Raw genomic sequence first — 15,384 nt, forward strand, 5'->3', positions numbered from 1 at the left:
AATGCGGAATTTCATTCCGCCAAACTTTCCACCGAGGCGGGATGGCGTCAGCGTGCCTGCTCGATATAGGCGGCGAGGATGGCGCGCTCCTCGCTGGTCATTTCGGTGATATTGCCGGGTGGCATTGCGTTGGACCAGGCGGCCACACGCCCGATCAGGCGGATGTTGCGATGGATGTGCTCGGGCGCATCGAGCAGGATGCCCTTCGGCGCGGTCACGATGCCGGCCCAGACCGGCTCGGCCGCGTGGCACATGCTGCAGCGGGACATCACGATGTCCTCGACATTCGCGGCCGTGACCGGCGCCGACAGCGTACCCGTCTTTACATCGCGCGGCCCGGTGGCGGAAAGAAAGAGGATCGCGATGGCCCCGGCTGCGGCGACGCCCCACACCCACCACGGCGATTTGCGCCCGGCATGCCGCTCGTTGAAGAAGTGGCGGATCACCGGACCGAGGGCCAGGATGATCGCGACGATGATCCAGTTGAACCGTGTCGCGTAGAGCAGGGGATAGTGGTTGCTGATCATCAGCACGACCACGGGCAGCGTCAGGTAGTTGTTGTGGACCGAGCGCTCCTTGCTGGTCTTCCCGAGCTTTGGATCGGGGGCTCGTCCCGCGACCAGGGCCGCCACGATCTTCTTCTGGTTCGGGATGATCAGCGCAAAGACGTTGGCGACCATGATGGTGCCGATGATCGCGGCGATCTGGTTGAAGGCGCCGCGGCCGCTCAGGACATGGGTAAAGGCGTAGGTCAGTCCGACCAGGAACAGGTAGCCGCCGACGGCAAAGGACAGCTCGCGCTGCGCGAGCCCGGTGCGGCAGGCGGCCTCGTAGAGCAGCCACGCCAAGGCGAGGCTGCAGAAGCTGAACAGTCCGGCCTGGAACGGCGTCAGGTCGAGGATCGATTTGTCGACCAGGAACAGATCGGCCTCGAGATAATACACCACGACCATCAGGGCGAAGCCGGACAGCCAGGTGGTGTAGGCCTCCCATTTGAACCAGGTGAGCTCGTCCGGCATCTGGGTGGGTGCGACCAGATACTTCATGATCCGGTAGAAGCCGCCGCCGTGGACCTGCCAGGCCTCGCCCTGCACACCATCAGGCAGGTCGGACTTCGGCTTCAGGCTGAGGTCGAGGGCGATGAAATAGAAGGAACTGCCGATCCAGGCGATCGCCGCCACGACGTGCAGCCAGCGGAGCAGCAGGCTCGCCCATTCCGATACGATGGATCCCCACATGATCACCCCATCAATTGCGACACCGATGCCGCAGCCTTGATGACCGCAACCGGCGGCCGTGCCTTTCCAATGTGTCGCACCGATCAACCGTATTTTCCAGTACGATGGGCCGCGGCTCATGCACATCGTGCGGGCATGAGCTGATGTGGGATTCGGCAAGCGTCTTGCCTGTCGTAGAACGTTTGTGGTCAATCGGCGTTGACGCTTCAGACGTGCAGGCCGGGAGGGAGACGACGTGAAAAGCAGGATTTCGTCCGTTGCGATAGCCGTGGGATTGCTGATTGAGGCTGCGACCTTTGCGCAGGCCGAGCCGGTGCTGCAGGGCAAGGACGCCTATGGCGATTGGCAGGCCGACAAGCCCGGCACGGTCAGATTGATCCGGCCGCAGGATCTGGTCAGGCCCGGTGCCACGAAGTCGGTTGCGAGCTCGTCGCGGGTTGTGCCGCGTCCGCCGGACGCCGCGCTCCAGGTGCCGGCCGGTTTCAAGATCGAGCTGTTCGCCGAAGGGCTGCGCGCGCCGCGCATCATCAGGGTTGCACCGAACGGCGATGTGTTCGTCGCGGAGACGCGGGGCGGCACCATCCGCGTGCTCCGCGCAGGGGAAGGCGGCAAGGTTGCGGCCAACGAGCTGTTCGCCAGCGGCCTGCGGCAACCCTTCGGCATGGCCTTCTCCCCGAACGGCGACAATCCGCAATGGGTCTATGTCGCCAACACCGACAGCGTCGTCCGCTTTCCCTATCAGGCCGGCGATCTCAAGGCGCGTGGCAAGGCGGAGACGATCGTGGCGAGCCTGCCGCATGACGGCGGCCATTCCACCCGCGACATCGTCTTCACGCCCGACAACAGGCGCATGCTGATCTCCGTCGGCTCGCTCAGCAACGTCGCCGAGGGCATGGGCACGCCGCCGGGCGGTTTGGAAGCCTGGTCGAAGGCGCAGCCGCTTGGCGCGGCTTGGGCCAGCGAACTCGAGCGCGCCGCCGTGCTGGCTTTCACGCCTGACGGCAAGGAGCGGAAAATCTACGCCACCGGGATCCGCAATTGCGTCGGCCTCGCGATCCAGCCGCAGACCGGTCTGCCCTGGTGTTCGACCAACGAGCGCGACGGTCTCGGCGACGATCTTGTGCCGGATTATGTGACCGGCGTGAAGGAGGGCGCGTTCTACGGCTGGCCGTGGTTCTACATCGGTGGCAATGAAGACCCGCGCCATGCCGGCGCACGGCCTGACCTCAAGGACAAGGTGACGGTGCCTGATGTGCTGGTGCAGCCGCACTCGGCGTCGCTCGGCATGACCTTCTACCAGGGCACGCAGTTTCCAGCCGAATACCAGGGCGATGCCTTCGCCGCCGAGCACGGCTCCTGGAACCGTTCCAAGCGCACCGGCTACAAGCTGATCCGCATCCGGATGAAGGACGGCAAGCCGACCGGGGAGTACGAGGATTTCGTCACGGGCTTTGTGGTGAACGACACGGAGGTGTGGGGCCGGCCGGTGGGCGTCGCGATGGCGAAGGATGGATCGCTGCTGATCTCGGAGGATGGCAACGGCACGATCTGGCGGGTGACGCATTCGCGTTGAGCGAGCGCTCTTCGCCTCTCCCTCAAGAACGGGGCGAGGGAGAGGACCTACCCTCGTCTCACGCTCGCCCCGCCGTCGACCGGCAGCGTCACGCCGGTGATGAAGTTCGCTTCATCCGACGCCAAGAACAGTGCTGCGTTCGCGACGTCCCATCCGGTGCCCATCTTCCTGCGCAGCGGTACCTTGCTGTCGCGTTCGGCTTCGACTTCGGCGCGGGTCTTGTGCCATTCGCGGGCGCGGGTATCGACGGCCATCGGGGTGTTCATGAGGCCGGGCAGGATGACGTTGGCACGGATGCCGTATTCGGCGTTCTGATAGGCCAGCTGCTCGGTGAAAGCGATCATCGCCGACTTGGTCGCCTTGTAGGCGACGTAAGGATAGGTGGTGATCGCGGCCATCGAGGAGATGTTGATGATGGCGCCGCTGGTCTGCGCGCGCATGATCGGGATCACTTCTTTCGCGGCAAGAATGCAGCTCTTCAGATTGATGGCGACGACGCGGTCGAACGCCTCTTCGGTGATCTGCAGCAGCTCGGCGTCGCCGCCGGACAGGCTGACGCCGACATTGTTGTGCAGCACGTCGATCCGGCCCCAGCGCACCTGCGCTTCCGCCACCATCGCCTTGATGTCTGCGGAGTTGGTGACGTCGGCCCTGAAGGCCACGGCGGTGCCTTGCCTGGCTGCGATCATGGCTGCGGTTTCCCGCGCGGATTCCAGATGATGGTCGACGCACAGCACCTTGGCGCCCTCGCGCGCGAAGGTCAGCGCCGTCGCACGGCCATTGCCCATGCCTTCGCCGGGGCTCTGGCCGGCGCCGACGATGATCGCAATCTTGTCCTTCAAGCGCATCAGTTCACTCCCGGGATCGGGTACTGCTGGAGTACCTCTTTGTACATGGGTTCGTTGTCGATCTTCATGGTGGCGAGCACGCGCACTACGCCGCAATAGAAGGCGATGGTCAGGACGAGGTCGACCATATGCTCGTCGGTGAGGTGCTGCCTGATCTCGGCGAAGGTCGTATCCGACATCGCCAGCTCCCGCACCATCTCGCGGGCGCCTCTCAGGATCGCTTTCGCCAGCGGCTCCAGCTTCGAGGACTTTCCGTCGGTCTCCGCCATCAGGCCGGCGATGTCTTGGTCGGTGACGCCGAATTCTTTGCCGATCTTCACGTGATGCGTGAATTCGTATTCCGACTTCTCCATCCAGCCGACCTGGAGGATCGCGAGCTCCCGTAGGCGCGGGTCGAGCTTGCTCTTGAAGCGGATGTAACCGCCGATGCCATTGAAGGCGCGCGCCATCTCCGGCGAGTTGACCAGCAGCTTGTGCAGATTGGTGTTGCGCTTGAGCATGTCGCGATATTCGGGTGCGACCTGGTCGGCCTCGAGATAGGGCAGGCGGGCCATTATTCTGTTTCCTCTAGTGTTCTTGTGACTCGCGTTCGGGCGCTTGCAGCGTGACGCCACCGTCCACCACGAGCACCTGGCCGGTGATGTAGCGGGCAAAGTTGCTCAGCAGGAACTTGACGGCGTGGCCGACGTCCCAGCCGGTGCCTTCGGTCTTGAGAACGGACGCCTTGGCCCGCTGCGCGCGAGCCTGCTCGCTCATGCCGCGGGCATAGACCATCGGCGTATACATCGGTCCCGGGCAGATGCAGTTGACGCGGATATTGTCGCGGCCGTGATCGACCGCCATCGCGCGGGTCAGACCGATGATCGCGGCCTTCGAGGTCGTGTAGGTCGTGAGCCCGCGCGGCCGCAAGGCCGAGATCGAGGAGATGTTGACGATCGCGCCGCCCTTCGCCGTCCTGATCATCGCGGGTATCGCGTGCTTCGAGAGCAGGAACATGGTCTCGACATTGACCTGCATGACGCGGCGATATTGCTCGGGCGCCTCGTCGACCACGCTGCCGCGGCTGCCGATGCCGACATTGTTGTCGAGGAAGTCGAGCCGGCCCCAGCGATCGAGCGCGGCCTCCACCAACTTCTTGCAGTCAGCTTCGCTGGTGACGTCGCCGCCATGGCCGGCAGCTGTCCCGCCTTCGGCTGCGATCATCTCAACGGTGCGTTCGGCCAGCTTGAACTCGCGGTCGGCTACCAGCACGTTTGCGCCGGCGCGGGCGAGCAGAATTGCTGCAGCGCGGCCGTTGCCGATGCCGTCGCCCACTGCGCCGCCCCCGCTGATCAGCGCCACCTTGCCGGCGAGGCCGGCATCGTCCTCAGGGCCCTGCATATCGTTCCATCCCGATTATTTGCGTGCAGATTAGCAATCGCCCCGACGAGAGAGAAGGCCGACGGTCCCGCGCCGATGTCATTGACGTCGCATGGAATTGCATGCCGCAGGGCGGCACGGCGCGCGATTGCGCGGGCACATTGGGAACCGTGCTCTCGTGCTTGCGTTTGTTGCGGGAGCTTTTCCACGCTAGGCTCTCGCCCGGGGTTTCCCAATCGCCAGCGGTGTATCGATGAATCTGCTCGATCCACAAGGGCCGGTGGCTGCCGCTAACAGCACCATCCTGGTCGATTCCGTCTTCATCATGCTCGCGATCGTGGTGCCGACCATTTTCGCAATCCTGGCTTTTGCGTTCTGGTTTCGCGCCTCAAATCCGAAGGCGCGGTACCAACCGCACTTTGTCTATTCCGGTCGCGTCGAAATGGTCGTCTGGGCGATCCCAGCGCTCACCGTGATCCTGCTCGGCGGCGTCGCCTGGATCGGCTCGCATCAGCTCGATCCCGCAGCGCCCGTGCCGGGCACCGGCAGCTCGGTTCGCATTCAGGCGGTCTCGCTCGACTGGAAATGGCTGTTCATCTATCCGGACCAGCGCATTGCCACGATCAACACACTGACCGTGCCAGCCGGCGCCGAGCTGAATTTCCAGCTGACCTCCGCGAGCGTGATGAACACGTTCTTCATCCCGCAACTTGGCAGCATGATCTACACCATGAACGGCATGGTGACGAAGTTGAACCTGCGCGCCGATACCGAGGGCAAGCTCAAGGGCCTGTCGGCGCATTTCTCCGGCGATGGCTTCCCCGATATGATGTTCGACGTCAACGTGATCTCGCCTCTCGCCTTTCCGGACTGGGTGGCGGCGACGGCGAAGTCAGGCGCCGTGCTGAACGAGGACAGCTACAGGAAGTTGATGCAGCAGGGCATCGAGAAGGCCAGGCCGAGTTACCGTCTCGAAGATCCACGGCTGTTCGATCTGATCGCGACCCAGCACATTCCGCCGGGACCAGGACCGGAACTGCTCTCCGATGCCGGCCGTCCCCGCAGTGGAGGCCACGATGCTCGGTAAGCTCGATTGGTCGGCTATTCCGTTCGATCAGCCGATACCTCTGATTGCGGGCGCGGTGGTGCTGGTTGCGATCCTCGTCGTACTGATATGGGTCGTGGTGAAGGGGCATCTGCCTTATCTCTGGCATGAATGGATCACCAGTGTCGACCACAAGCGCATCGGCGTCATGTACATCCTGCTGGCCTCCGTGATGCTGCTGCGCGGCGGCAGCGATGCCATCATGATGCGGATCCAGCAGGCTGTCGCTTTCCAGTCGCAGGGCTATCTCCCGCCGGAGCACTACAACCAGATCTTTTCGGCCCACGGCACCATCATGATCTTCTTCGTGGCGATGCCGTTCGTGATCGGGCTGATGAACTTAATCGTGCCGCTGCAGCTCGGGGTGCGCGACGTCGCATTCCCGACACTGAATTCCGTCGGCTTCTGGCTGACCGCGACTGGTGCGTTGCTCGTCAATCTCTCGCTCGTGATCGGCGAGTTCGCGCGCACGGGCTGGCTCGCCTTTCCGCCGCTGTCGGAACTGTCATATTCGCCGGGTGTCGGCGTCGATTACTACGCGTGGTCGCTGCAAATCTCAGGCGTCGGCACGCTGGTGGCCGGCATAAATCTCGTCACCACCGTGCTGAAGCTGCGCACCAGGGGCATGAACTACCTGCGCATGCCGATGTTCTGCTGGACCACGCTGGCCTCGAACCTCCTCATCGTCGCGGCGTTCCCGATCCTCACCGCCACGCTCGCAATGCTGCTGCTTGACCGCTACCTCGGCTTTCATTTCTTCACCAACGAGGCTGGCGGCAATGTCATGATGTTCATGAACCTGATCTGGGCTTGGGGACATCCGGAGGTCTACATCCTCGTGCTGCCCGCCTTCGGCATCTTTTCCGAGGTGGTCTCGACCTTTTCCGGCAAGGCGCTGTTCGGCTACCGCTCCATGGTGCTCGCGACCATGGCGATCTGCGTCATCTCCTTCATGGTCTGGCTGCACCATTTCTTCACGATGGGAGCGGGCCCGGACGTCAATGCCATCTTCGGCATCGCCAGCATGATCATCGCGGTGCCGACGGGGGTGAAGATCTACAACTGGCTGTTCACGATGTATGGCGGCCGCGTCCGCTTCACGACCCCGATGCTGTGGGCGGTCGGATTCATGGTGACTTTCATCATCGGCGGACTGACCGGCGTACTCCTCGCGGTGCCTCCTGCCGATTTCATGCTCCACAACAGCATGTTCCTGGTGGCGCATTTCCACAACGTCATCATCGGCGGGGTGCTGTTCGGCGCCTTCGCGGGCTTCGAATACTGGTTCCCGAAGGCGTTTGGCTTCCGCCTCGACGAGCGCTGGGGCAAGGCCGCGTTCTGGTTCACCTTGACGGGTTTCTACGTCACCTTCGTTCCGCTCTATGTTGCCGGCATGCTCGGCATGACGAGGCGCATGCAGCACTATGACGTCGCGGCGTGGCGGCCCTGGATGTTGGTGGCGGCCGCGGGCATGGCCGTGCTGACGATCGGGGTGATCTGTCAGATCGTCCAGATCGTGGTCAGCGTCCGAAACCGCGAGGCCCTGCGAGACAGCACCGGCGATCCCTGGGACGGGCGCTCGCTGGAATGGGCGACCTCGTCACCGCCGCCGGTTTTCAATTTCGCCTTCAATCCCGACGTGTGCGGCGAGGACGCCTATTGGGATATGAAGGCCCATGCCCAGCAGCAATCGCTGGAGCACGAACAGCCAGAGTATCACGACATCGAGATGCCCCGGAATTCGCCGACCGGGTTCGTCTGCGCGTTCTTCGCCACCATCGTGGGTTTCGCGCTGATCTGGCACATCTGGTGGATGGTGATTTTGGGTGGCATAGGTGCGTTCGCGACTTTCGTCGTGTTCGCCTGGCGCGACCATGACGAATACGTCATTCCGGCCGACGAGGTCGCGGAGATCGATCGCGTCAATCGCGAGGAACGGCGCAGCCTCGTCAGCATGGCGGGGGCGGTCTGATGTCGATGACCGCAACCGCCGGCCGCGCTCACTCCGATCCCCACCACATCGGGACCGTCATCGAGCATCCGGGACCTGCGCCGAAGCGGACCGTCACTGCCTATGGCTTCTGGGTGTTCCTGCTCTCCGACATCGTGATGTTTTCCTGCTTCTTCGCGGCTTACGCGGTGCTGGCCGATCAGACCGCGGGCGGCCCCAAGGGCTCGGAGATCTTCGAGCAGAGGAATGTCGCGATCGAGACGGTTTGCCTGCTGTTGTCGAGCTTCACTTGCGGCATGGCCAGCATCGCCGCCGACGTGCGCAACCGGTTCTGGTTCTATCTCGGCATGACTGTAACCTGCCTGCTGGGGCTGATCTTCCTCGCCATCGAGTTCCGTGAATTTGCCGACCTCGTCGCGCGCGGCTATGGCCCGTCACGAAGCGCCTTCCTGACGTCGTTCTTTTCGCTGGTCGGATGCCATGGCCTGCACGTCTCGGCTGGCGTGCTCTGGCTTCTCACCATGATGGCGCAGGTCTTTGCAAAGGGCTTTCGTGCCGACGTCCTGCGCCGGATGATGTGCTTTGCGCTGTTCTGGCACGCGCTCGACATTGTGTGGGTCGGGGTCTTCTCCGTCGTCTATTTGCTTGGGAGTGGCGTATGAGCGATCAGACGCATGCAAGAACCGAACACGACATCGCACCGGGTGATGAAGATCAACACGGCGTCGGCCAGCGTATCCTCGGCTATGTCGTCGGCCTCGCGCTTGCGCTGCTGCTCACGGCGACGTCGTTCTTCATCGCCGGCACCGATCTGGTCTGGCAGCCGTCCATCCCTGTCGCATTGATCGTGCTCGCGATCGCGCAGATGGGGGTTCATTTGGTGTTCTTTCTGCACATCACGACGGGGCCCGACAATACCAACAACGTGCTGGCTCTGGCGTTCGGCCTTCTGGTTGTGTTCCTCGTGGTCGGCGGGACCGTCTGGATCATGGGGCATCTCAGCCAGAACATGCTGCCGATGGACCAGATCGTGCCGACGCGCCGCTAGTATGAACAAAAAGAAGAGCCGCTTGTTGTGACAAGCGGCCCAAGTCTAGGGAGGAAACGCCCGAGCAAAGCAATCGGACCGAAGCCGGATTGCTGCCAAGGAGGCGATAGCGAAAAGCGCTACCGCACGGTCCTAGAGATGCAGCAACTACCGATAGAGATCAATTCCGGATCAATACTGTCTCGGCTCTCTTGCGGATGGTTGACGTTTCCTTCATTTCGGCCGGCGGCAATTATAGGCCTTGCGGAAGCCGGCGGCCTGCGCGTCGTCCTCCGAGCAGAACCAGCGGTCCGGCTTGGTGGTCGCGGGATAGCTCGGGCAGCCCCTTAAGTGATAGATGCCGACATTGCCGGTGACGCGCGCGCGCACCGCGAGCTTGCCCTTGATGCTGCAGCTCGGCGGCATGGTCAGCTCTTCCGGAAACAGCACCGCGCGAATCTCCTTGTCGCGGTCCGGGCGGCAGGCTGCGCCCAGCAACGCGCCGTCCTTCTTGCCCATGCGGAATTCTTGCGGTGCAACAAAGCAGCCTTTCCAGAGACCGGCCGACGCCGCCTTGGCTTCGGCGGCCGCCGGCTTGACGTTGGCCTTGATCGGCTCGCGGGCGATGGCGTAGCCGAGCTTGATCAGTTGCTCGTTCAGGGTGACCTTGTCGCCCTCAGCCGTGCAGATGGCGCGATGCCGCTTGCCAAAGCTCTTCTCTGGTCCGACGTCGTCGCAGCGCACGGAGCGCTTGTTGATCAGCTTCGCCAGCTGGTCGCGGGCCTCGATGCCGCAGGTCCAGGGATCGGCGTGATCGTCGATGCAGACCTGGTCCAGTTCGGGCGCGTCGACGCCGTCCAGCCGGTAGGTGACGTCGCCGAGCTGGATGGAATTGGCATCCCGCACGGTCGCGGCCGCGGTCAGGGCGGAGGCCGGTCCGGAGGTACCCAAAAACCCGAACAGAGCGAGAAACAGAACCAGCGCGAAAGCGTGGGTCAGGGAAAAGGAATTTCGGAAGGACATACTGTCTCGCTATCGATGGCTCTTGCGCCCCGTTCCTAGCATCCGGGCGTGGCAACACCAATGGTCTGCGCCCTGCGAAGTGCGACATTCCCCGCCTGTGGCTTTACTCAGCCGTGGCTCTGATCCTATCGTTTGCGCAAGCCTTGCGAGCCGTGATGGCCGAATCGCCCGGGAAGCGGCGAGGGCGGGAGGACGATGTTTCGATGAATGACCCCGTGGACGTCCTGATCATCGGCGCCGGCGCTTCAGGCGCGGCAGTGGCGTGGTCGCTGGCCGAGACCAAGATGCACATTCTCTGCCTGGAGCAGGGTGGCTGGATGAACCCGGCGGAATATCCGAGCACTGGCCGCGACTGGGAGGCCAAGTTCTACGGGGAGTGGGCGACCAGCCCGAACATCCGCGGCCGGCCCGAGGACTATCCGATCAACGACGACGATTCGCCGATCAAGGTCGTCAACTACAATGCCGTCGGCGGTTCGACCGTGATGTACACCGCGCACTGGCCGCGGCTGCATCCGTCCGATTTCAAGGTGAAGACGCTCGACGGCGTCGCCGACGACTGGCCGATCGACTATGACGCGCTGACCCCGTTCTTCGAAGAGAACGACCGCATCATGGGGACATCGGGATTGTCGGGCGACCCGCTGTCGCCGCTGACGCATCCGCAGATGCCGCAGCAGCCGCTCGGATTGTCCGGTGCCATCCTCGGCAAGGCCATGAACAAGCTCGGCTGGCACTGGTGGCCGTCGGACACCACGGTTGCGACGATGGACTACGAAGGCCGGGCCCGCTGCATCAACCTCGGCCATTGCACGCCGGCATGTGCGCAAGGCGCAAAGTCCTCCACCGACATCACCTATTGGCCGCAAGCCGTGCGCGCCGGCGTCGAGCTGCGCACGCATTGCCGGGTACGCGAGATCACCACCGACGAGAACGGCATGGCCTCGGGCGTGGTCTATTACGACAAGGACGGCGTCGAGCAGTTTCAGCCCGCGCATGTCGTCATCATCGCCTGCAATGGTGTCGGCACGCCGCGCCTGTTGCTGAACTCGGCGTCGAGCCGCTTTCCGAATGGCCTCGCCAATTCGTCGGGCCTCGTCGGCAAGAACCTGATGTTCCATCCCTATGCGCAGATCTACGGCTATGTGAAGGAGCCAACCGACAGCAACCGCGCGCCGCCGACCTGCCTGTGGAGCAAGGAGTGGTACGACACGGACCTGTCGCGCGGCTTCGTGCGCGGCTACGGCGTCCAGTTCGTGCGCGGGGCCGGGCCGGTGTTCGAGGCCGTCGTCAGCGAGCAGAAGGGCATTTTGCCGTGGGGCGCCGATCATCACCGCGTGTTCCGCAAGCTCAACGGCCACCGGCTGGGCTTCTCCGCGATCTGCGAGGATTTGCCGGAGGAGCACAATTGCGTCACGCTCGATCCGGTGCTGAAGGACAGCCATGGCATTCCCGCGCCGAAGATCAACTACACGATCAGCGAGAACAGCCAGAAGATGATGGACCACGCGCTCGCGCGCGGCCGCGAGGTGCTGGAAATGGCGGGCGCGACCGACCTCTGCGTCAACTCGCCGATCCCGTGGGGCGGCTGGCACCTGCTCGGCACCGCGCGCATGGGCACCGATCCCAAGCGCTCCGTCGTCAACGAATGGGGCCGCTCGCATGACGTGAAGAACCTCTTCATCGTCGACGGCAGCATCTTCGTCACCTCGGGCGGCGTGAACCCGACGTCCACCATCCAGGCCCTCGCGCTCTACATCGCCGACCAGATGAAGCAGCGCCTCGCCAATCTGTTCGATTGAGGCCGTCATGTCCGAAAGCCATCAACTCACGCGCGTCCAACGCGACGACCTCCGCACCATCGCCGCGATGATCGTCCCCGCCAGCGACGAGTACAAGGTGCCGGGCGCCGACGATCCCGCGATCCAGGCCGACATGCTGGCGACGCTCGGCCGCGACACCAAGTTGGTAGTCGCGGCGCTGGATCATCTGGCCCGGCTGGCAGGTCAGCCGCTCGCCGAGCTCGATGCCGCCAGGCGCGATGCGGTGGCGCAGGAGTTTCGCAAGAACGGCGGCGCGGCGGCTGCAACGCTCGTCCGCGTCGTCCTGCAATGCTATTACCGCGACGACCGCGTGCTGCGCTCGCTCGGGCTCGAGCTGCGCGCACCGTTCCCGAATGGCTATGTCCTCCCCGACGGCGATTGGTCGCTGCTCGACCCGGTCAAGGCGAAGGCGGGCACGCTGCGGCGGGCGCCCTAGCCATCCGGGTAGCCCAGCCTTGTGCCCGGGTGGGCCCACTTGCGCAGGCAGGAGCAGGCCACCATCTGTGTGAGCCTCAAGGACTCTATCATGCTGGATTTCACCTCAGACATCGTCGATGACGCCTCGTCATCGCGGGCGGCGACGGCTGCCCCGGACAATGACCGGGCTTTGCTGGACGCCTATTCCAATGCCGTGATCGACGTCACTGACCGTGTCGGCCCTGCGGTCGTGCGCGTCGAGACCGGACCGAAGGTGCCGAACGGCCGCGAACGCGGTGGGCTCGGCTCCGGCATCGTGATCTCGCCGGACGGGCTCGTGCTCACCAACAGCCACGTGGTCGGCGCCTCCCGGGAGATCCGGCTGCGTGACGTCGAAGGGAATGTCGGCGATGCCCGGGTGCTGGGCGTCGATCCCGATACGGATCTGGCGCTGCTGCGTGCCAACGGCGTGCGCGACTTGCCTTATGCCGCGCTCGGGAATTCACAGAGCCTGAAGCGCGGCCAGCTTGTGATTGCGATCGGCAATCCGCTCGGTTTCGAATCGACAGTGACCGCCGGCGTGGTCTCGGCGCTCGGACGTTCGATCCGCTCGGTGAGCGGGCGCACCATCGAGGACGTGATCCAGACCGATGCCGCGCTCAATCCCGGCAATTCCGGTGGCCCGCTGGTGTCGTCGAATGCCGAGGTGATCGGCATCAACACCGCGATCATCAATGGCGCGCAGGGCATCTGCTTCGCGGTTGCCAGCAACACCGCGCAATTCGTGCTGTCGGAGATCATCCGTCACGGCTATGTCCGCCGTGCCTATATCGGTGTCGCCGGACAAACGGCGCCGATTCCGCGGCGGCATGCGGTGCTGGCCGGTGTCGACAATAATATGGGGGCGCTCCTGGCGCAGATCGAGCCGGACGGGCCGGCGGCGAAGGCGGGCCTGTTGCCCGGTGACGTCGTGATCAGGCTCGATGGCGTCGCGATCAACGGCGTCGACGATCTGATCCGCGTGCTCGACCGTGACCGGATCGGCCGGCGGCTCGCCATGGACGTGCTGCGGCTCGGCCGTCTGCGGGCGATCGACATCGATCCGATCGAGCGCAAGCCGGCCCGCTAGCGCCGGGCAGGCGGGGCGAGGTATGACGGTGTCATGCCTTGTTCCGGGAAACCCGCCGCGTGATGCCGGCGCATGAGACCTACGACGTCATTGTCATCGGTGCGGGTGCCGGTGGCATGACGGCGGCATCGGTGGCCGCCGCCGAAGGGCTGCGCGTGCTGGTGATCGAGAAGACCGCCTTCGTCGGCGGGACCACCGCCTTGTCGGGCGGCATGATCTGGATCCCCGCCAATACGAAGATGAAAGAGGCGGGACTTTCGGACAGCGTCACGGATGCCGTCCAGTACCTCGCGAGCACCGTGCCGGAGCCCGCCAATGCCGGCTTGCGCGCTGCCTTTCTGGCGCGCGGGCCGGAGGCGGTCGCCTATCTCGAAGCCAACACGGAGGTCCGCCTTCAGCCGGTCAAGGCCTATCCGGACTATTATCCGGAGCGGCTCGGCGCGACATCAGGCGGGCGCGTGCTGGAGCCGGTCGCGTTCGACGGCTCCCGGCTCGGCGCGCATTTCGTGCGGCTGCGCGCTCCGCTGCCGGAGTTCACGCTGTTCGGCGGCATGATGGTCGCCCGTCACGATATCCCGCATCTGGGCCGGATCGGAAAGTCAGTGCGTTCGACCTTGCGCGCGGCGCGTCTGGTCTCTGAATACGCGTTGCAACGGCTCAGCAGTCCGCGCGGGACCACGTTGCATCTCGGCAATGCGCTTGTGGCGCGGCTCTATGCGTCGCTGTTGGCGCGGCATGTCGAGATCCTGTTCGGCGCCGACGTCGAGGATCTGTCGATGCAGGGCGATCGCGTCGCTGGCATCGTGATCCGCCATGGCTCCCGCGATCGCCTGATTGTCGCGCGCCGCGGCGTGGTGGTCGCGACCGGCGGCTTTTCGCACGATGCCGCTCTGCGCAAGCGCTTTTTCCCCGCGGCAGCCGGTTTCGTCTCGGCGACCAGCGCGTCCGGTACAGGCGACGGACTTCGGCTGGCGACAACAGCCGGTGCCGCCCTCAATACGGACGCGACGAGCCCGGCCTATTGGGTGCCGGCCTCGCTGTTCCGCCGTGCCGACGGCAGTCGCGGTGTCTTCCCGCACACAGTGACGGACCGCGCCAAGCCCGGCGTGATCGCCGTCAATGCCGCGGGCCGGCGCTTCGTCAACGAGGCGCTGTCTCACCACGAATTCGTGCTTGCCATGCTGCGTGACGGCAAAGGCGAGCCGGACCGTCCGTTCTATCTGGTCTGCGACCGCCAATTTCTATGGAGCTACGGCCTCGGCCGCATCAAGCCGTTCACGCTTGGCATTCGGCGCCATGTGGCGCGCGGCGAGTTGATCGAGGCTCCGGATATCGCGCGGCTCGCGACGCAGATCGGCATCAAGCCCGCCGTGCTTGCCGCGACGATCGCGACCTACAACGGCGACGCGAAGGAGGGCCGTGATCCCGAATTCGGCCGTGGCAGCACCATCTATCAGCGCCATCTCGGCGATATCAGCCACAAGCCCAACCCTTGCGTCGCGCCGATCGTGCGTGCGCCGTTCTTCGCGATGCGCATCTATCCAGCCGACCTTGGCACGGCCATTGGCATGAAGGTCGACGCTCAGGCCCGCGTGCTGCGCGAGGACGGCACGCCGATCGCGGGTCTGTACGCCTGCGGCAACGACATGGGCTCGATCATGAACGGCAATTATCCGGGGCCGGGGATCACGCTCGGGCCGGCGCTGACGTTCGGGTATCTCGCGGGGCGGCATCTGGCGGAGGGGGCGACCACATCGTTGAATGCCACGAAGGCGTCTGCCGAGTTGTAGTCTCCGCCGTATCTGCGATTTCCGTCATTGCGAGCGTAGCGAAGCAATCCAGAGTCTTTCCGGAGGCAGTCTGGATTGCTTCGTCGCTTCGCTCCTCGCAA

General features: G+C 64.3%; 14 protein-coding genes. 9 read left to right on the plus strand and 5 right to left on the minus strand.

What is annotated here, in order from left to right:
• Window positions 1–47 precede the first annotated feature (47 nt).
• Window positions 48–1,238, minus strand: a complete 1,191-nt coding sequence (locus tag ACQ86E_RS23070; RefSeq protein ID WP_431201950.1) for a urate hydroxylase PuuD — start codon at window positions 1,236–1,238, stop codon at window positions 48–50.
• A 235-nt stretch (window positions 1,239–1,473) separates the two neighbouring features.
• Here ACQ86E_RS23070 and ACQ86E_RS23075 point away from each other — a divergent pair, with 235 nt between their 5' ends.
• Window positions 1,474–2,811 (plus strand): PQQ-dependent sugar dehydrogenase, encoded by a 1,338-nt coding sequence (locus ACQ86E_RS23075; protein ID WP_431201951.1) that lies wholly within the window; start codon window positions 1,474–1,476, stop codon window positions 2,809–2,811.
• A 47-nt stretch (window positions 2,812–2,858) separates the two neighbouring features.
• Here the strand turns inward: ACQ86E_RS23075 and ACQ86E_RS23080 are convergent, their stop codons facing one another.
• The 3 genes from ACQ86E_RS23080 to ACQ86E_RS23090 are packed head-to-tail and all read right to left on the minus strand — an operon-like array spanning window position 2,859 to window position 5,039.
• Complete coding sequence (locus tag ACQ86E_RS23080) at window positions 2,859–3,659, minus strand: SDR family NAD(P)-dependent oxidoreductase (protein ID WP_431201952.1); 801 nt, start codon at window positions 3,657–3,659, stop codon at window positions 2,859–2,861.
• Entirely contained in the window at window positions 3,659–4,213 is a 555-nt protein-coding gene (locus ACQ86E_RS23085) for a carboxymuconolactone decarboxylase family protein (protein WP_431201953.1), read from the minus strand. The genes ACQ86E_RS23080 and ACQ86E_RS23085 overlap by 1 nt, the downstream gene beginning before the upstream one ends.
• Window positions 4,214–4,226: 13 nt before the next feature.
• A complete protein-coding gene (locus ACQ86E_RS23090; protein ID WP_431201954.1) occupies window positions 4,227–5,039 on the minus strand; it encodes an SDR family NAD(P)-dependent oxidoreductase in 813 nt (270 codons plus the stop codon).
• A gap of 232 nt (window positions 5,040–5,271) precedes the next feature.
• Here ACQ86E_RS23090 and ACQ86E_RS23095 point away from each other — a divergent pair, with 232 nt between their 5' ends.
• From ACQ86E_RS23095 to cyoD, 4 genes are read left to right on the plus strand one after another with little or no spacing between them, the layout of a single operon-like run.
• Window positions 5,272–6,105: a cytochrome ubiquinol oxidase subunit II gene (locus ACQ86E_RS23095; RefSeq protein WP_431201955.1), complete on the plus strand. Its 834-nt coding sequence runs from the start codon at window positions 5,272–5,274 to the stop codon at window positions 6,103–6,105.
• Complete coding sequence (gene cyoB / locus ACQ86E_RS23100) at window positions 6,095–8,095, plus strand: cytochrome o ubiquinol oxidase subunit I (RefSeq protein ID WP_431201956.1); 2,001 nt, start codon at window positions 6,095–6,097, stop codon at window positions 8,093–8,095. The genes ACQ86E_RS23095 and cyoB overlap by 11 nt, the downstream gene beginning before the upstream one ends.
• Entirely contained in the window at window positions 8,095–8,736 is a 642-nt protein-coding gene (locus tag ACQ86E_RS23105) for a cytochrome (ubi)quinol oxidase subunit III (RefSeq protein ID WP_431201957.1), read from the plus strand. The genes cyoB and ACQ86E_RS23105 overlap by 1 nt, the downstream gene beginning before the upstream one ends.
• Window positions 8,733–9,122 carry a cytochrome o ubiquinol oxidase subunit IV gene (cyoD, locus tag ACQ86E_RS23110; RefSeq protein WP_431201958.1) on the plus strand — a complete coding sequence of 130 codons (390 nt, stop codon included), beginning with the start codon at window positions 8,733–8,735 and terminating at the stop codon, window positions 9,120–9,122. Before ACQ86E_RS23105 ends, cyoD begins: the two co-directional genes overlap by 4 nt.
• 213 nt (window positions 9,123–9,335) lie before the next feature.
• Here cyoD and ACQ86E_RS23115 read toward each other — a convergent pair whose 3' ends face one another.
• Window positions 9,336–10,124 carry a thermonuclease family protein gene (locus tag ACQ86E_RS23115; protein WP_431201959.1) on the minus strand — a complete coding sequence of 263 codons (789 nt, stop codon included), beginning with the start codon at window positions 10,122–10,124 and terminating at the stop codon, window positions 9,336–9,338.
• A 203-nt stretch (window positions 10,125–10,327) separates the two neighbouring features.
• On the opposite strand from ACQ86E_RS23115, the gene ACQ86E_RS23120 reads away from it, so the two are divergent.
• The 4 genes from ACQ86E_RS23120 (at window position 10,328) to ACQ86E_RS23135 (ending at window position 15,283) form a co-directional block, all read left to right on the plus strand.
• Window positions 10,328–11,926: a GMC family oxidoreductase gene (locus ACQ86E_RS23120; protein ID WP_431201960.1), complete on the plus strand. Its 1,599-nt coding sequence runs from the start codon at window positions 10,328–10,330 to the stop codon at window positions 11,924–11,926.
• A gap of 7 nt (window positions 11,927–11,933) precedes the next feature.
• Window positions 11,934–12,383: a hypothetical protein gene (locus ACQ86E_RS23125; RefSeq protein WP_431201961.1), complete on the plus strand. Its 450-nt coding sequence runs from the start codon at window positions 11,934–11,936 to the stop codon at window positions 12,381–12,383.
• Between the two features lie 90 nt (window positions 12,384–12,473).
• Window positions 12,474–13,493, plus strand: a complete 1,020-nt coding sequence (locus tag ACQ86E_RS23130; RefSeq protein WP_431201962.1) for a S1C family serine protease — start codon at window positions 12,474–12,476, stop codon at window positions 13,491–13,493.
• Window positions 13,494–13,552: 59 nt separating this feature from the next.
• The gene (locus tag ACQ86E_RS23135; protein WP_431201963.1) at window positions 13,553–15,283 is read left to right on the plus strand and encodes an FAD-dependent oxidoreductase; all 1,731 of its coding nucleotides are present in this window, start codon (window positions 13,553–13,555) and stop codon (window positions 15,281–15,283) included.
• Window positions 15,284–15,384: the final 101 nt, after the last annotated feature.

It is taken from the genome of Bradyrhizobium betae (assembly GCF_050632175.1).
Lineage (GTDB): Bacteria > Pseudomonadota > Alphaproteobacteria > Rhizobiales > Xanthobacteraceae > Bradyrhizobium > Bradyrhizobium betae_B.